A 17,691-nucleotide genomic window follows, 5' to 3' on the forward strand; every position below is an offset into this window, starting at 1 on the left:
ACACCTAATAGTTTCTCTTGGGACCTATAAATTTTCGAGGCTAAATACATGTCGCAATTTGGAGTCATAACACTGACACCAGCCAGTTACCCTGAAGGACTGGCCGATCCATCCATCGCAATTGCCTCTGTCAGAGCCGGCGGTATAGGCGTCATCGATGTGCTGTTTGCCACTGACGCGCAAGCAAGGGAAGGCATTACACAATTGGTCAGCCGCACAAAAGGACAGTGCGGTATCAAATGTGGTATCAAACAGTTTAAAAACCTGCACGAGTATTTAAAACCGCTGGGCGAATCTTCCTGGGGCGACAAAAATGTTGTTATTCTTGCTTTTGATGAGAACAAAGCAAGCAACGCAACACTTTCTTCCGCCATCAAGAAAATCCACGAATTGCGTCTACTAGCAATTGTTGAAACAACCAACTCTCACGAAGTATCTCTTGCTCAAAATGCCTCAGCTGATGCAATCATCGTCAAAGGTCACGAATCAGGTGGATTTGTAGGCGACGAAACAGCATATGTCTTGGCGCAACGCATTATCAAACAATCCAAAATTCCTATCTGGGTACAAGGTGGAATTGGTATTAACACGGCAGCGGCTTGTTATGTGGCAGGAGCAGCAGGTGTTGTACTTGATAGTCAATTACTGTTGACTCGCGAATCACCATTACCTGCAAATCTCCAGGAAAAAATCGGTCAGATTGACGGCAGTGAAACATACACGGTCGGCAACCCTGACGATGCGATGATCCGTGTCTACAACAGACTTGGACAACAAACAATTGAAAAACTAGTTGAGGACATCAAATCAGACGATAGCGCGCGAGAGAAAATGGTTTACTTTCTCCGTCAAGCAAGTCAATTACCGCAACGCCAAAGACCTTGGCTCTTAGGGCAAGACAGTGTCTTCTCCTCTCAACTTGCAAAAAAATACGTAACAGTCGGCGGTATTGTATTGGCTGTTAAAAAAGCTGCTGTCGAAAACGTCGCAATTGCCAATGCGAAAAAGCCATTAGTCGAAGGCGCTCCTTTAGCGCTGGACAATAAGACAACTTATCCAATCATTCAAGGCGCCATGACACGCGTCTCCGATACTGCCGAATTTGCCTACGAAGTAGCAAATGGCGGCGCGCTTCCATTTCTAGCACTGGCATTAATGCGCAGGGCAGAAGTGGAGGAATTATTATCCGCCAGCCAAAAGCAATTGAAAGATCTTTCTTGGGGTGTAGGAATACTCGGATTTGTTCCACAACAACTACGCCAGGAACAAATGGAAGTAATTGAGAAGTATCGTCCGCCTTTTGCCTTGATTGCAGGAGGACGCCCTGATCAAGCAAAAGAATTGGAAGACATGGGAATTAAGACCTACCTCCATGTCCCTTCACCGCTTCTACTTAAGTCATTTATTGAACTGGGCTCGCGCAAGTTTATCTTCGAAGGCAAGGAATGTGGTGGACACGTAGGTCCACGTTCCAGCTTTGTACTTTGGGAATCAATGATCGATGCGCTTCTATCATCAGTTGATGCCGATAAAGCAAAAGACTTCCAAGTTGTGTTTGCCGGCGGTATTCACGATCAAATTTCAGCAGCAATGGTGGCTGCACTGGCTGCACCTTTAACTGAGCGCGGAATTCATGTGGGTGTGCTTATGGGCACTGCCTATCTGTTCACAAAAGAAGCAGTTGATGCCGGAGCCATCGTCAACAAGTTCCAGCAAGAAGCATTGAAGTGCGACAAGACGACATTATTAGAGACAGGTCCAGGGCATGCGATTCGTTGCATTCAGTCGCCTTACAAGCGTACTTTTGATGAGCAGAGAAACTCTCTGGAAGCTCAGAAAAAAGGGCGCGATGAAATTCGTGAGCAGCTTGAGTTGATGAATCTCGGTCGCTTGCGTATCGCCAGCAAGGGTTTAGCACGCATTGAATCAGCTACTGAAAAAGCATCCCTGTCCAATGTATCGGACGAAAAGCAATGGGCAGACGGCATGTATATGATAGGACAAGTCGCCGCCATGCACGACAAAGTCTTGACGATAGGTGGGTTGCACAAAGAAGTTGCCGACGGTTCAGCTGACTTTATCGCTAAATTTGCCGAAAGACATCGTGAAAAGCAAGTGGAAGTAAGCCACGCTCAGAGGCGCGAAGATGTCGCCATTGTCGGCATGTCTTGCTTGTTTCCAAAGGCGTCGGATCTTGAAGCTTTCTGGACAAATATCCTGAATAAGGTAGATGCAATTACCGAAGTTCCTAAAGATCAATGGGATGTAGACCAGTTCTTCGACGCAAACAGGTTAGCTCCGGACAAAATCTACTCTAAGTGGGGCGGCTTCCTCGCCGATTTCGTATTTGATCCTACTGCTTACGGCATTCCGCCAAGCAGCCTAGCATCCATCGACCCAATGCAGATAATCATGCTGGAAGTAACAAAGGCTGCGTTGAAAGACGCCGGTCTGTCAGAACGCGACTTTGCCCGTGAACGTACATCAGTAGTTCTAGCAAATGCCGGTCACGCTCCTATCACTGGACTATATGCATTGCGCACAGCTCTTAGTGCACAATTGCGCAATCTTGATCCGCAGTTCAAAAAGCAATTGGAAAAAGAATTGCCGGAATGGACAGAAGACACTTTCCCAGGATTTTTGGGCAACGTCACAGCCGGACGCGTAGCTAACAGATTTGACTTCGGCGGCATCAACTTCTCAATCGATGCAGCCTGTGCTTCCTCATTGGCAGCATTGTATGTGGGCATTCGCGACTTGCGTGCTCACAGCAGTGATATTGTCTTGATTCAAGCAATAGATACACACAACCAACCAGGCGACTACTTAAGCTTCAGCAAAGTGCACGCGCTGTCTCCACGCGGCAAATGTAGAACTTTCGACGCTTCCGCTGACGGCATTGCCATCAGCGAAGGCGCCGCTACAATCGTTCTAAAACGTCTTTCCGATGCTGAACGCGACGGCGATAGAATTTACGCAGTCATTAAAGGCATCGGTGGTTCCAGCGACGGTCGCGATTTGTCTTTGACCGCTCCCAGCCCGCAAGGACAAATGTCCGCTCTCAATCGCGCCTATCAAGACGCACAACTTTCACCGGCTTCAATTGAACTAGTCGAAGCTCACGGAACAGGTACAACAGTTGGCGATAGAGCTGAAATTGAATCACTGAGACAAGTCTTCGTGCAAGCAGAAGCTGCCAGCCAGTCATGCGCAGTGGGCTCAGTCAAATCAATGATTGGACATACTAAGTGTGCGGCCGGATTAGCATCTATTATCAAAGTCGCTAAAGCGCTTCACCACAAAGTACTCCCCGCTACCATGGGCGTAGAAAATCCCAATCCGGCTTGTGACTTTAGAAATGGACCGTTTTATATTAATAGCGAATCGCGTCCATGGATCCACACTGCAGAAAATTATCCACGTCGTGCCGGCGTCAGCGCCTTTGGTTTTGGCGGCACCAACTTCCATACTATCTTAGAAGAATACGAAACACCAACGGTAACCAGACATGAGCCGCTGATGAATAGATTCCCTTGCGAACTTTTCTTGTTCCAGGGTCAATCACGAGAAGAACTCTTCAAGTCATTGAAGCCAGTTGAAGATGCCCTTGCCCAGATAAATAAAATCCCGACAAGTGCAAGCCTCAGCAAAGACTTAATCGATCGATTCAACGGCAAGCCAACGATTGGTCATCTCGCCTATTCAACATATCTGCGTTGGCTGGAAACAAACGCTCAAGAAGCTAAGACTTCTGCTCAACAGCCTGGCGAAGTTATAGACAATCTTAGGGATTCGCTAACCAAGTCAGACAAGTTGACATTGGCAATCGTTGCATCAAATTTCGAAGAATTGCAAGAAAGAATTGCCCGAGCCAAACAATCACTTTCAGATGCAAACACCAATGAAATAAAAGATCCGCGCGGTATTTACTTCAGTGACAAGCCTTTGTCACAAAAGAGCAAGATTGCCTTTTTGTTCCCAGGACAGGGATCGCAACGCACGAACATGCTCAAAGACCTTGGTCTCTACTTCAAACAAATAAGAGAGACTTTTGAGCAGGCTGATCAAGTATTGAATACCAATTTGCCGAAGGCTCTGTCCGCATATGTTTATCCAGCTCCACCATTCAATAAGGAAGAGCAAGACAAACAAGAAGAGTCGCTGACAAACACTCATATTGCTCAACCAGCCATGGCAGCAGCTGACATGGCAATGCTGGCTTTGCTAACGTCGTTTGGGTTGAGACCGGATATGGTCGCTGGTCACAGTTTTGGTGAATACGTTGCACTATGGGCAGCAGGCAGTCTCAATGGCGAAGACTTGCTTGCCATTGCTGAAGAAAGAGGACGCTTGCTAGCCACCCCTTCAAGCAAAGTAAAAGGGGCGATGGCAGCCGTATCGGCTCCGTTAGAAACAGTCAAAGCACTGCTTAATAAAGTTCCAAATGTCACATTGGCAAATATAAACGCGCCTAATCAGTGCATTTTGTCCGGCGATGTTGAGTCAATCGAACAAGCAATAAAGACACTTTCAGGCGAAGTTAACATCAGACGTATTCCTGTCTCGGCGGCTTTCCATTCACCGCACATGGATTACGCGAAAGATCCTCTATATATTGCAATTGCCCGCAAGAAGATCAATACGCCTAAATTGCCTGTGTATTCCAATATTGATGCCAAACCACATCCAAAGGATCCAAATGAAATTGCCACTCGACTGGCGCAGCATTTAATTAGCCCGGTTGAGTTCGTCAAAGAAATTGAAGCTATGTACAACGATGGCGCGCGAATCTTTGTCGAAGTTGGCGCCGGATCTGTTATGACCAATTTGGTTGATGCGATTTTGGAAAACAAAATACATCAATCGATCTCGACAGATCGCACCGGTCGCAACGGACTCTTGCAATTGATGCATGCGCTTGCTCAATTAGCCAGCCAGGGCGTGCCTATCGATATTAGCCCACTTTATGAATCACGTGCTTCGGTAAATGCCTTTGCTCAGCCGGAATCTCTATTTAAAGCTAAGAAAAAGCTTCTCTACTTGGTCAACGGCGCTCGCTTTACGCGACTAATTGCCAGCGACAACGGCGGACTGGAAGTAGCACCTGCTATTCAAAGAGCTGACAAGCCAATAGCAACCTTCCCGACTGCACCGCCTCCAAAAACAAGCAGTCCTATTCAAAGTACTCCTCCAAATAATTCCCCCCAACAAAGTCCCATCAAGTCCCCAGCACCAACGGTAGCTAATATGAACACCAATCAACCGATAAAAGTGAACACCAACGGAAACGGCAATGGAAACGGAAACGGGAATGGACACAATGGTTCAAAACCTGTCATTCAAACACAGATACCAACGACACCAATGCCAATTGGGATAGGCTCATCTGATCAGGTGATGATGCAGTTCCAGCAAACAATGCTGAAAATGACTCAGAACTTTTTGGAGACCCAACAAAATGTGATGATTGCCTATCTGCAATCACGCAGTGGACAAGTCCCAAGCATACCTATGCAAATGGCGCCGATGATGCAGCAAATGCCAATGCCGCAACCTCAGTATGTGGAAATGCCTGTAATGCAACAAACTCCAATGCAGCCGCAGATACAGCATCAAGTCCAGCCACAATTGGCCGTCAATGCTCCGGCAGTTACACCGGTTGAGCAAGTTGTTGAACAGATTACTCATCAAACGGCTCCGGCGTCGACAGGTTCATCTTCACCTGAATTGAGCGCAGATGAATTAGTTGATCGCTTCCTCGAAATTGTCAGTGAACGAACCGGTTATCCACCGGAAATGCTCGATTTGAACCTCGACATGGAAGCTGATTTAGGAATCGACTCTATTAAGCGTGTGGAAATTTTATCCACATTCCGCAAAGTATTGCCGGAAACCAAACAACAGGAAATTGAAGGACACGTTGAAAAACTAGCAGGTACAAAGACGCTCCAAGCAATTATCGATTGGATTCGCGAATATGCCGGCGCCGGACCAAGCCCGGCAGCGTCAGCTCCGCCGCCTTCAGCTCCAGCACAAGCTCCGGAAGTCAAGGCGGCAGAACCGCCGACTCCGAAAGAACCGGAAATTCAATCGACAGTTATGCGAGGCCTCGTTGTCGAAAAAAAGCTCCAACCAGCCACGCCTAAATCTATCGAAATAGAGGGTGTGGTTGTAATAGCAAGCGAGAAGTCAACTGTAGCTGACGGCTTGCTCGAACAACTGGTGACAAAAGGTCAATCTGCCGTAATTGTTTCGCCAGCGGCATCAGTTAAGTCGGCTGGAAATAGATACTACGAAGCCAACTTGTCCGATACCGACAGTATCAAGCAAGTACTGGCACTCATCAATAAGCAGTATGGAAAAACAGCAGGTCTGATAAATCTGCTGCCCTTAAGCACTGCTTCTGACGACAACCTTGAAGTGCTGGATGTTCGTGCATTTTTCCAGTTGCTTAAACTTACAGAAAAAGACTTACGTGGTGAACGCAAAGGCAAAGCAATTGTTTCTGCAGTAACCACATTAGGTGGTGACTTTGCCAGCAGCGGACAACCATTGAAAGCAGGATTCAAGCCGCTTTCAGCAGGTGTTGTCGGCATGGTAAAAACAATCAGCCGTGAATGGCCGGAAGTAAAAGCACGCGCCATAGACTTCAGTCCGGAAATAAGCGAAAGCAAAATGGCTGAGCTCATTATTGGGGAGTTACAATCGGATGATGAACCGGTTGAAGTTGGTTATCACAACGATCAAAGAATTACGCTCGATGTAGAAGCAGCAGTTCTAGCTCCTACCGAACAGCAAATGTCGCTAGATTCTTCTTCGATTGTTTTAATTACCGGTGGTGCTCGCGGCATCACTGCAGAAATTGCAGTGGAAATGGCCGAGAAGTATAAGCCGACAATTATTCTGGTTGGCAAAATGCCCCGACCGGAAGGACAAGAATCAGCTGACACAGCAAAACTTTCTTCTCCACGTGAGCTGAAAGCGGCAATTATGGAAAGTCTGCGCCAGTCAGGACAGACTGTTTCGATTAGCCAAGTAGAGCAAATCTACCAAAAGCTATTGCGTGAAAGAGAAGTGCGCAACAACATCGCCCGCATAGAAGCGGCAGGTTCAAAAGTGCGCTACTACGCAATTGACGTGAAGGACCAGCAAGCTTTCGCAGCCTTCATTGATAGCATGTACGACATGTTCGGCAAGATTGATGCCGTAATAAACGGCGCCGGCGTTATTGAAGACGCCTTCATTGCGGACAAGTCAATTGAGTCCTTTAACCTCGTGTATGACACAAAAATCAAGAGCGCGATGACCTTAGCGCGCAAACTGAACTTTGATTCGCTCAAGTATCTTATCTTCTTCTCCTCAGTAGTTGGACGCACCGGCAATGCTGGACAAGTCGACTACTGCGCGGCTAATGAATCCATCAACAAACTGGCAGTTAGCTTAAGCAAGAAAACAAACGCTCGCGTGGCATCCATCATGTGGGGACCATGGAGAGGCGGTATGGCTCGTCCCGAAATGGAGAGCATCTTTGCCAGATACGGATGGGCAATGATTCCGCCGGAACAAGGACGCCAATCATTTGCTGAAGAACTTGCCTTTGCAAGCAAAGACAACGTCGAGGTACTTCTAGTCGGTAAGACTGTGACTGCTGACACACCAAAGCCGGAACATAAGAACGGCAATAATGGTCACAATGGCAATGGCAACGGTCACGACGGCAACGGCAAATCCGATTCGTCAGTAATAGTTGCCGCCAAGGGCGCCAGACTCTTCCAGGCAAACTTATTCCAGCCGAAAGCTGGAACAAGAGAGTTTGAATTGGTACTGGACCCGGCAAATGATCTTTACTTAGGCGATCACCAATTTGACGGTATTCCAGTATTACCAATGGTCATGGCTTTGGAAATGATGTTGGAAGCAGCAACGCAGACTTACTCTAGCTTGAATCTGACTTCGATTGATGACTTGCAGATTCCTTCAGGCGTTGTTTTTGAGTCGGGACCGAAGAAGTTTTACGTAAGTGCCGAAGAACAGTCATCAACTTCCGAAGAAGCAACTGTCAAAGCGCAAGTTGGCACCGGCGATAAATTGAGAAGAACCAATTTCCGTCTGCAAGCAAAATTGAGCAAAGCAGCCAGCATCGAGACAGGCTTGAATCTGCTTAAGCAGAAGCTCGCGGCTCGTGTCGTCGAACCTGAATCAACCATGCCAACAGCCAAGGAAATTTATGACAACTGGATGTTCCATGGACCAATCTTCCAAGGCATTCAGTCCATTGAGGCACTGGCTCGCACGGGAATTACAGGTTATGTAACCGGTGCAAGCCCAACTCGATGCCTGAAGAACACCAACGGTGAAAATTGGGTTATTGATCCTGTTATGCTCGATAGCGCGATGCAATTGGCAGGAGTCTGGACACGCAAATATCTAGACATGATGGTTTTGCCGACAGGATTCAAGAAACTACATCTTTTGGCTCCGCTGACAGGCTCGACATTTAAAGTCCAAGTATTTATTCCGGAAGACTTGAATTCGAATATCCTCAATTGCGATCTGGCAATTTGGAGAGAAGACGGTACGCCGGCAATATTTATTGAAGGATTAGGTGGAATTGGTAGTCGTTCGTTCAATCGTCTAAGCAAAGCACAGGCAGGGAGCGCAAAATGACCTCGCGGGCAAATGCCCCACGTAAAGTTGCCATCATCGGCATGGCTTGCATATTCCCCGGTGCGAAAGACCTGGGGTGCTTCTGGCAAAATATTGTTGCAGGTCAAGATGCCATTACTGAAGCTCCGAAGACCAAACATACCGTAGACAACCGCGTAGAAGTCGCACAGCCATACTCTAATCGCGGTGGATTTATAGGCGACTTCACAAACTTTGATCCGCTGGCATTTGGGATTATGCCTAAAGGAATTGAAGGCGGCGACCCTGATCAATTTCTCGCCTTAAAAGTTGCCTACGATGCACTTGCTGATGCTGGGTATGTAAAACGCAATTTTAACGGCGATCGTGCCGAAGTAATAATGGGCAGAACATCTGCTCCGGGAGTAGGTTCTCTCAATTTCATTCAGCAAAGCCAAACGGTCACACAAATAGTCGATGCTGTTGCACGTACAAATCCTCAATTGTCGGCTGATGACCTAAAAGCAATTGAGATTGAACTCAAACAAAGTCTTAAACCGCATGGCGCCGATGTCATTCCAGCGCTGATGCCCAATATTCTGGCAGGCAGAATTGCCAATCGCTTAGGATTTAGAGGACGTACGCTCGTTTTAGATTCAGCGTGCGCGTCATCTCTAACTGCTGTTGAAACAGGAGTAACGGATCTGCTTTCCGACAACTGTGACCTTGCACTTGCCGGCGGCGTGCACATCAATTCAAACAAGTTTTTCTATGACATCTTTTGCGGTCTAGGCGCACTTTCCAAAGCCGAACAAATTCGTCCGTTTGATAAAGATGCTGACGGGACAATTCTTGGCGAAGGTCTGGGAATAGTAGTCCTCAAAAGACTTGAAGACGCAGAAAGAGATGGCGATAGAATTTACTCAGTAATCTGCGGCGCTGCAAGTTCCAGCGACGGCAATGTCGGCGGCATTCTTGCTCCATCAATCGACGGCGAAGCATTAGCTCTTGAACGTGCCTACGACAAAGCAGGTTTCCCAGCTAATACGGTTCAACTTTTAGAAGCCCACGGCACGGGAACCATTGAAGGTGATGTGGTTGAGCTCAAGGCTATCGAAAAAGTTTTCGGCGAAGCCGACATGCCGACAATGGCAATCGGCTCAATCAAATCCATGATTGGTCATGCACAAGCAGCAAGTGGCATAGCTGGTCTTATCAAAACAAGTCTTGCTATCTATCACCAAATCTTACCTCCGACTCTTAACGTCAAAGAACCAAACCCGAAAGTAAATTGGTCGAAGTCTCCTTGCTACATAAACACGGAAGCAAGACCGTGGATAAATCCAGAGTACGGCGCAAAGAAGCCTCATCCTCGCCGCGCCGCAGTTAGTGCTTTTGGTTTCGGTGGAACTAATGCTCACATTGTTTTAGAAGAGCATGAGAGCCCCAAAGACACATCGCTTCTAACAGAATGGGAAAGCGAAGTTTGCATATTCAAGGCTACTTCTCAGTCTGATCTTGAAGCGCAAATCAACAGAACAATTGCCTACATCAGTAGCAATGCAGACGCACAACTTAAGGACATAGCCTATAGTCTCTACAAAGCCGCAACAGACAAGTCAGCATCCTACAAGTTAGCAATTGTAGCCTCTTCCGCTCAAGATCTAAGCTCGAAGCTCCAGCAGCTACTAGCCAATAAACTCATATCATCAGATGCTGCGGTTCAAGTAAGCAGCAACTTTGACAAAGGCAAACTAGCATTCATCATGCCTGGACTAGGCGCCGCTTATCCCAACATGCTCGCAGACCTGTGCATGCACTTCCCGGAAGTCCGTGAAGTATTTGATTTTGTCGATCACCTCGCTGTCTTGAACGGTGACAAAGCAATACCCAGTCGAACAATTTTCCCGGCGTCATTTATCAAGGGCAAAAAGCAACACGTTAACGCTGCCATGCTTGCCACAATGGATTCGGCAGTTATTGTCGTTCTCATGGCCGAGTGGGCATTATATACAGTCCTGAAAAACGTCGGCATCAACCCGGATGTTGTACTTGGATGCAGCACCGGCGAATTTGCCGCGCTCACAATGAGCGGCGCAGCCGATATTGAAAAGGCTGCACCAACCTTTTACAAACATGCAGTAGCTGTTGCACGTTCCGTGTCAATTGAAGGCCTAGCCAACTTGAAGACTTTCCGCGTAACTGACAATTACGACAAAGTAGAGAAATTGCTTACAGGACTCGAGGTTTACTTAGGCGCTGACCTCAGTCCAAAACAGCATCTACTTTCCGGCACTCGGCAAACAATGGACGAAGTCGCCACCCGACTACGTGCAAACTCCATCGAATTTCAACCCCTGCCCGTAGCCATTCCCTACCACACATCTCTAATGGATGAGGCAGTCACCTCAGGCACGTACGACGAACATTATTGCGCTCCTTCAATTACCGCCTGGTCTGGTTCGCAAGTCGCGCCTTATCCTTCTGATCCAAAAGCAATTACAACTATTGCAAAACAGTTATTCCGTCATCCAATACGTTTCCGCCAAACAATCGAAGCTATGTACGCCGACGGTGTAAGAACTTTCGTAGAAGTTGGTCCAAAAAACACTTTGGTGGAACTTGTAGGAGAGATTCTCCAAGACAAGTCTCATTTTGCCATCCCCACAAACCTGCAAAACAAATCAGGCATAACACAACTGAACCTCGTCATTGCCAGCCTATTTGCACTCGGCACAGATGTCGATCTTGAATACCTCTTCAAGCGTCGTTCACCCATGATGCTCAATTGGCAAGAAAAGCTGGCAAGCGGACCTTCGAAGACTACACTCCAGCTAGATCTCGACTATCCGGCTGTTTCATTCAAGGCAGATTCGCAGTTAATAGCAAAGCTCAATACCGAAAAACCACGACAGCAAGAATTCTTTGCTGAGTCCACTGGCGACATGCCAGGCGGTGAAGACTCTATTGTCGCAAATTATCTGCAGAGCATGGAGCAATTTCATCAACAACTGATGCAAACCCAAGAACAGGTTTTAAATGCTTTTCTCGCTCAGCCGAATGAAGACATACAACCTCAGCACACCGAATTCGATGCAATGGCGAGCGTAGCGTTGCCATGTATTGCCGGAGCCAATGTTCATCAATCCGAAACCGAGATAATTCTCGATAAGGTACTGGATCTTAATTCTGATCTGTATTTACTTGATCACGCCATTGGTGGAGTAACGGCTGCAGGCAGCGAACCACAAGAACGTGTGTTCTTGGTTCCCTTGATGGTTGCATTAGAAATCATGGCTGAAACGGCATCATTACTGGCGCCGCATTTAGTCATTACCAAACTTGAAAATATCAGAGCTCTCAAGCGAATTAGAGTTGAGAATGACCGCATGCCGATTCGAGTCATAGCCAAACTAAATGCTTCAAAGGAGGCTGCCGTCGACGTCGAAATTCAAAGTGAAAGAAGCAATAACCTGCTGATGTCTTGCCAAGTCGTTTTCGGACGTGGTTATGAGCAAAAGCCGACAGCACAAAGTCTTACTCTCGAAGGACAAAGAGCAGCACATCTATCCAAGAATGATCTATACACGTTAAAAACGATGTTCCATGGCCCACGCATGCAGAGCGTGGAACAGATCGGCAATGTAGGCAAGCGCGGCATTGATGGCATTGTTTCGGTTAGACAACCAAGTGATTGGTTTGGCTACTCACTTGCTCCGGCTCACTTCCTAATCGACCCGCTTCTCTTGGACAATGCCAGCCAACTCGTGCTTTTCCACCTGTATGAACAAAATGAGAACGTCACAGCGCTATTGCCTTTTCACATAAGCTCAATTGATTTCTACAATCATCCGTTGGAAAGGCCGTCTCACGTGACAGTACAAGCGCAGCTGCTATCATTGACCGACAAAGGAACAGAAGCACGCGTCGAAGTAATAAGCGACGGACAAGTACTAATTCGAGTCAACGACATCACAAGCAAACGAGTCATGCTGAGCGACAAACTGAAAGCATTTGTAGCAAATCCACAAGAAGTATTTCTATCGGAAACGCAAGATCAACTTGCCGCGTCTCTGGGTAATTGGTCTGTTATGTCGCTGCCTGGTGAAACGCTACCAGCAGATGCAACAACTCTAGAGTGGCTGACGGACTATATTTTAACCAAATCCGAGCGCGAATATTTCTCTCAAGATAACAAATTAGAGAAGCGCAAGCGTGAATGGTTAGCAGGAAGAATTGCAGCCAAAGATGCAATAAGAGCCTTTGTTGCGAAACAAGGAATCAAACTCTGCCCAGCAGACATTGAAATTTCTTACAATGACGCCGGACAGCCAGTGGTTTCAATCATTTCTCAAGCATCATTGGATATCAAAGTATCGATAGCTCACGCAGAAGGTTCAGGAATTGCCATAGCTGGAACAAGCGCATGCGGAATCGACTTGGAACCGGCACGTAACCGTGGTGGAGATTTCATCGATATGGCTTTCACCGAGAAAGAAAAATCGTTATTTGCCGGCAAATCCGAAGGCGAAAAGTGGGAAATCGTTACACGCATCTGGTGCGCAAAAGAAGCTTTGTCCAAAGCAATCGGACAGGGACTTGCTGGAGCACCCAAGACGTTTGAAGTAAGCGGATTTGACGCAAGCGGTTGGACAACCGTAAGCACTGCCAATGTTTCGCCGGTAATTGTTTTAACAACAGTTATCGACGATGTTGTAATTGCCTTAACCGCATACGGCTCTCCTGTCTCCATCAAGTAGGTTCAAAATGTCGCTTTCCGAAAAGACTTGCGTGCCTTGCCGAGGCGGAATACCGCCTCTAACCCGCACCGAATTCGAACCATTGCTTGCCGAATTGAATGGCTGGCGCGTCATCGACGATAAGTGCCTGCAAAAGACCTACAAGCTTAAAGACTTTGCCGAGGCTCTAGCGCTAACCAACAAGATAGGCGCCATTGCCGAAAAAGAAGGACACCATCCGGACTTACTCGTCCGCTGGGGTGAGCTAAAAATCGACTTATGGACCCATAAAATTGACGGTCTTAGCGAGTCAGACTTCATTCTCGCCGCCAAAATAGACAATATATCTTAAGTTCAATTACTAGATTAATTCTCATCCTATAGGCATGGTGAGAATACGAGTAAGTACCTATCCGCGCCGTATTAATTAGGCTACTATCGCCCCAGCATACGAATTCGGGGGCAGCCCTAATGGCTCTGGATAACAACCAATTACCATCAGACAACCTGAGCACCGCATTTACCCAGTCTGCCGCACCGGCTCTGGATAACTTCGTCGCCAACACCTGGAACGATAGCAATGGTTTCAAATCAGCTCAGCTGTTCGATTTGCCTGGTGTGCCCAGTGGACCGTACGAACCACAACCCCTTCAGCTTGCCCGCCTCTTAGACACTGGCTTCAGCAGCAAGGATGTAGTCGACGTGCTCAAAGAGCAAGTCAATCCCGAAAACGATAAACGAGCTCTGGAGCGCAACATCAATAACATCAAAGTTGTCTATATCGATGAATACGCCCGTTCGACAAACAATGCCGACTTTAAAATCGACAAAAACGGTACGCTCATCGTATGGGAGAACAAGGACCTTCTGAATAAAAAGGACCTGGTAATTGAAATCGAGCGTCCTGAAGGATATGTAGGCGCCCCGAAAGAAGCTCAACAGAAGAGTCTGGATACTTTAATCAAGAGCTTAGCCGACCATGTGATGAACAAAGAAGGCAAAGTTGAAGATGCCCAAGGTCTAGTCTCGGACAAAATCAAGAAATTGCTTCATGCCCAACCGGAGCCGGAAGCTCATTTTCCGCAAACAATGCAGCACGCCATGCAAAACATGCAGCGTTTTGCAGGCGGTGGTAGCGGTCAATTATCTTCAGCCGAAGCTGACAGCTATTTCCCCGAGCGTCAAGTAGAAAGACTCCACAACGAATCCGATACACAAGTATCATTGAAAGACGCTATCGCCGGCTTCGCGACCAGCGGTGAGCGTGAACCATACTATGCAATGCGTAACTTCGGTGACAGAGGCTTAGCGGTTGGTCGCTACATGTTCACCTCTGAGTTGTTAATTGAGTGGCTCGAGGATTTGCTCACAGACTGTGGCAATCCGCCGGATGGAAATAAAGTTCTCGCTAAATTGCTCAAGAGCATGAAGAACAAAGAACTCGCAGGTAAGTGTGCCAAAGCCATTCAATCAGGCGAATTCAAGAAATTCGTCAATGATTTAAAAACCGGTCACTTAAAGCCAGGCGATCCGGCAACCAAAGCTGCAATTGAAAAATTCTTGCCAAAAGAAATGCAAGAAGCAGTAGCCAGCCAAATGATCGACAAACTGGCAAAGACCGGCGCTGACCCAAGCAAAGTCGCAATGCACATGCTTCTTGGTCATGAACCAACTAAAGAAGAAATGGCTAAGCCGGAATATCAAAGACTTCAGGACTCCTTCGAGCGCTTAAATGCCATTTCCAACGTGCGTACACAGCACCCGCACGAAGACATTTCCTGGCAGGACAACGGCGGCAAGCTCACTTGCGCTCCACTGCGCGGCAGAATCACCGATCACTTCGGACATCGTGACCATCACCCGGTAACCGGTGCTCACGCTGATCACAAAGGCGTAGACTTGGTCCTTAACGACGATAAGATTCCTGCTCTCAGGTCAGGGATTATTGAGCAAGCCGGCAAGGCAGGAAATGCCGGATACAAAATCACTATCAATCACGGCCGCGATCATTTAGGACGCGAACTGAAAACTGTCTACATGCACATGCAGCCAAACCTGCAAGTACACGTAGGCGATAGAGTCTCCCAAGGCCAGTTAATCGGCTATCAGGGTGCCACTGGACGCGTAACGGGTAAACACTTGCATCTAGGTCTGTACATGAACGGACAAGCTGTTGATCCGATGAAGCATTTAAAAATCAACGCATAAGTAGGGGTATCTCAATGCCGGAAAATGATGTCGAGGCAAGTGGAATAAAGTATTCTTCAAGCCGTGATCTCAAAGAGTTGTTCGTCAAAAACTTTGATCGTCTTGATACAGGCAAACAAGACGGCATGCTGACCATAGACGAGATAGACAGAGCTGTAACAAACAACACAATCACAGGCGATGATGCTCAATTAGTAGGAGCACTCAAAGAATATTTTGGACCCCTGAAAAAGCTGACAAATGATCAGACAGGCTTTGAGTCTGGCATCACGCTAGCAGACATTGAAGCATTTGATGCTATTCAACAGCGCGTAGCAAAAGGCGATAAAGCCGACCTAGTATCAGACAAAGACCGGCTTATGGTAACAGGCATCGACTATGTGATGGCCGAAACCAAGCTTGCTGCATTGAACGCCAGCCCTTGCTTGTATGCGAACTCCAACCAACCGGAAGCTGGTATTGTCCCCGAAGCATGCGTTGTGCCGGAAGCTGTCTGCAATGACAAAGAGAAACATTCAAATGAAGGTGTCGACGGAATTAACGCAACAGCATTCCGTCAAGGAAAACTTGGAGATTGTTACTTCATGTCTGCGCTTGCTTCAGTAGCAGCAATGGATCCACATGCAATTGTCAAAATGATCAAAGACAATCACGATGGCACTTACACCGTTACCTTCCCAATTAGTCCTAACGAACCAATTACTGTTACGGCACCAAGCGAAGTTGAGCGTGCTCGCTACACGCGCACATTCTCCTTCGACAATTCAAATCCAAATTATGGCGACTGGCCAATCATTATGGAAAAAGCCTTCGGACAATGGTGCATCAACCGTCCGCTGCGCCTCTGGAGGAGAAGTCCTGCTGAATGGGTAGGAGACAAAGTATTCGGCAAAATAATTCCACAAGAAAATACAGATGGTGGCTCAGCAATTCACCGCGGACTTTTGGTGCTGACAGGTAAATGGCCGCATGTAGATTTCATATTCAACAACAGTGAGAAAAAACTGCACACCGCATTAACAAACATCGCCGAGAAGAAAATTCCCTCAACGGCATTTATAAGCCGACGTCCTGCTGCCATTGTCGGACTGGGAGAAGACTTAACTCCCGACGCAAAATTACTGGGCGGTCACGAATACGGCGTACTTGGATATGACCCCAAGGAAAGAATCGTAACCATTCGCGAACCAAATGGCTATTTCGAGCCATGCACTCCTGGTGGCATACCGGAAGACGGAGTCCGTGACGGTGTCTTCAAGATTTCGCTCAAGCGATTCCGCAAGAACTTTTCCGGACTTGCTTATTAACGCAACTTCTTGACAGCCTATTTTTGTTTTTCTCCGCTAAAAAACTTTACAGCGGGGTAAGTGATATTTAGGTCACTTACAATTTATGGATTACCCGTGCAGTCGTTCAAGGCTTCCGCTCATAGCAGCGCAGACACATCACCTATTCAATTCGCACCTTACCGGGCATCCAACCTGACGCGCGCCTACGTCATTTACGGCGAAGCGAGTGAATTAAACAAGACCGAACGTAACTTCAGTACACTTCCAGGCTTTTGTCTCATCGGCTGGCATACGGATCGCGTTGTCGCACTCAACGACATTGTTCAGATGCGACCGGAACTAACAATTGTCTATAGTCCTTCAATTTCCAGCGTTGATTATTTGTTTGCAAAAACCCTGAAGGAAGAAGTACCAACTACAAATATCATTTTCATTTCGAGCGAACCAATACCTGAGCAGTTGAGAAACTTACTTCGCTCAGGCGCTAGTGGCTTCTGTCTTAACTCAACTAATCCGCAAACACTTAACTTGGCTTTCCAAACAGTGTCGCTTGGTGCCGTTTGGATAGATCCAATTGTTGCCACCAACATTTTTAGCCCTAACAAGGCTGGCTCATCAGAAGAAACTTCCCAACCCGCGTTATCAGACAGGGAAAAGGAAGTACTGCATCTGGTGGCAGAAGGTCTAACCAATCAAGAAATTGCTTTGAAGTTATGGCTAAGTCGCGAAACAGTTAAGTCTCACGTCAAGAAAATCATGCGCAAATTATCTGTTAAAGACAGAACGCAGGCAGCTGTCGCTGCACTGCGCCTGGGATTAGCTGTTTAGAA

At 47.2% G+C, this 17,691-nt stretch carries 6 protein-coding genes; all 6 read left to right on the forward strand.

Annotated features, from left to right (window positions below; all coding sequences use genetic code 11):
• Nucleotides 1-48 precede the first annotated feature (48 nt).
• The 6 genes from K2Y22_10780 (at nt 49) to K2Y22_10805 (ending at nt 17,689) form a co-directional block, all read left to right on the forward strand.
• Nucleotides 49-8,667, forward strand: coding sequence for an SDR family NAD(P)-dependent oxidoreductase (locus tag K2Y22_10780; GenBank protein MBX9878930.1), 8,619 nt, complete (start codon nt 49-51; stop codon nt 8,665-8,667).
• Nucleotides 8,664-13,385, forward strand: coding sequence for a polyketide synthase dehydratase domain-containing protein (locus K2Y22_10785; protein MBX9878931.1), 4,722 nt, complete (start codon nt 8,664-8,666; stop codon nt 13,383-13,385). Before K2Y22_10780 ends, K2Y22_10785 begins: the two co-directional genes overlap by 4 nt.
• Nucleotides 13,386-13,392: 7 nt before the next feature.
• Nucleotides 13,393-13,716 (forward strand): 4a-hydroxytetrahydrobiopterin dehydratase, encoded by a 324-nt coding sequence (locus K2Y22_10790; GenBank protein MBX9878932.1) that lies wholly within the window; start codon nt 13,393-13,395, stop codon nt 13,714-13,716.
• Between the two features lie 119 nt (nt 13,717-13,835).
• The gene (locus tag K2Y22_10795; GenBank protein MBX9878933.1) at nt 13,836-15,572 is read left to right on the forward strand and encodes a M23 family metallopeptidase; all 1,737 of its coding nucleotides are present in this window, start codon (nt 13,836-13,838) and stop codon (nt 15,570-15,572) included.
• Between the two features lie 14 nt (nt 15,573-15,586).
• Nucleotides 15,587-16,879, forward strand: coding sequence for a hypothetical protein (locus K2Y22_10800; GenBank protein ID MBX9878934.1), 1,293 nt, complete (start codon nt 15,587-15,589; stop codon nt 16,877-16,879).
• 96 nt (nt 16,880-16,975) lie between these two features.
• The gene (locus K2Y22_10805) at nt 16,976-17,689 is read left to right on the forward strand and encodes a response regulator transcription factor (GenBank protein ID MBX9878935.1); all 714 of its coding nucleotides are present in this window, start codon (nt 16,976-16,978) and stop codon (nt 17,687-17,689) included.
• Nucleotides 17,690-17,691: the final 2 nt, after the last annotated feature.

The sequence above is a fragment of the Candidatus Obscuribacterales bacterium genome, assembly GCA_019744775.1.
GTDB lineage: Bacteria > Cyanobacteriota > Vampirovibrionia > Obscuribacterales > Obscuribacteraceae > SBAT01.

What these genes read in the sequence shown, in the direction of transcription:
- K2Y22_10780 (MBX9878930.1), top strand. Translation starts at nt 49, where the DNA reads ATGTCGCAATTTGGAGTCATAACACTGACACCAGCCAGTTACCCTGAA.
- K2Y22_10785 (MBX9878931.1), top strand. Translation starts at nt 8,664, where the DNA reads ATGACCTCGCGGGCAAATGCCCCACGTAAAGTTGCCATCATCGGCATG.
- K2Y22_10790 (MBX9878932.1), top strand. Translation starts at nt 13,393, where the DNA reads ATGTCGCTTTCCGAAAAGACTTGCGTGCCTTGCCGAGGCGGAATACCG.
- K2Y22_10795 (MBX9878933.1), top strand. Translation starts at nt 13,836, where the DNA reads ATGGCTCTGGATAACAACCAATTACCATCAGACAACCTGAGCACCGCA.
- K2Y22_10800 (MBX9878934.1), top strand. Translation starts at nt 15,587, where the DNA reads ATGCCGGAAAATGATGTCGAGGCAAGTGGAATAAAGTATTCTTCAAGC.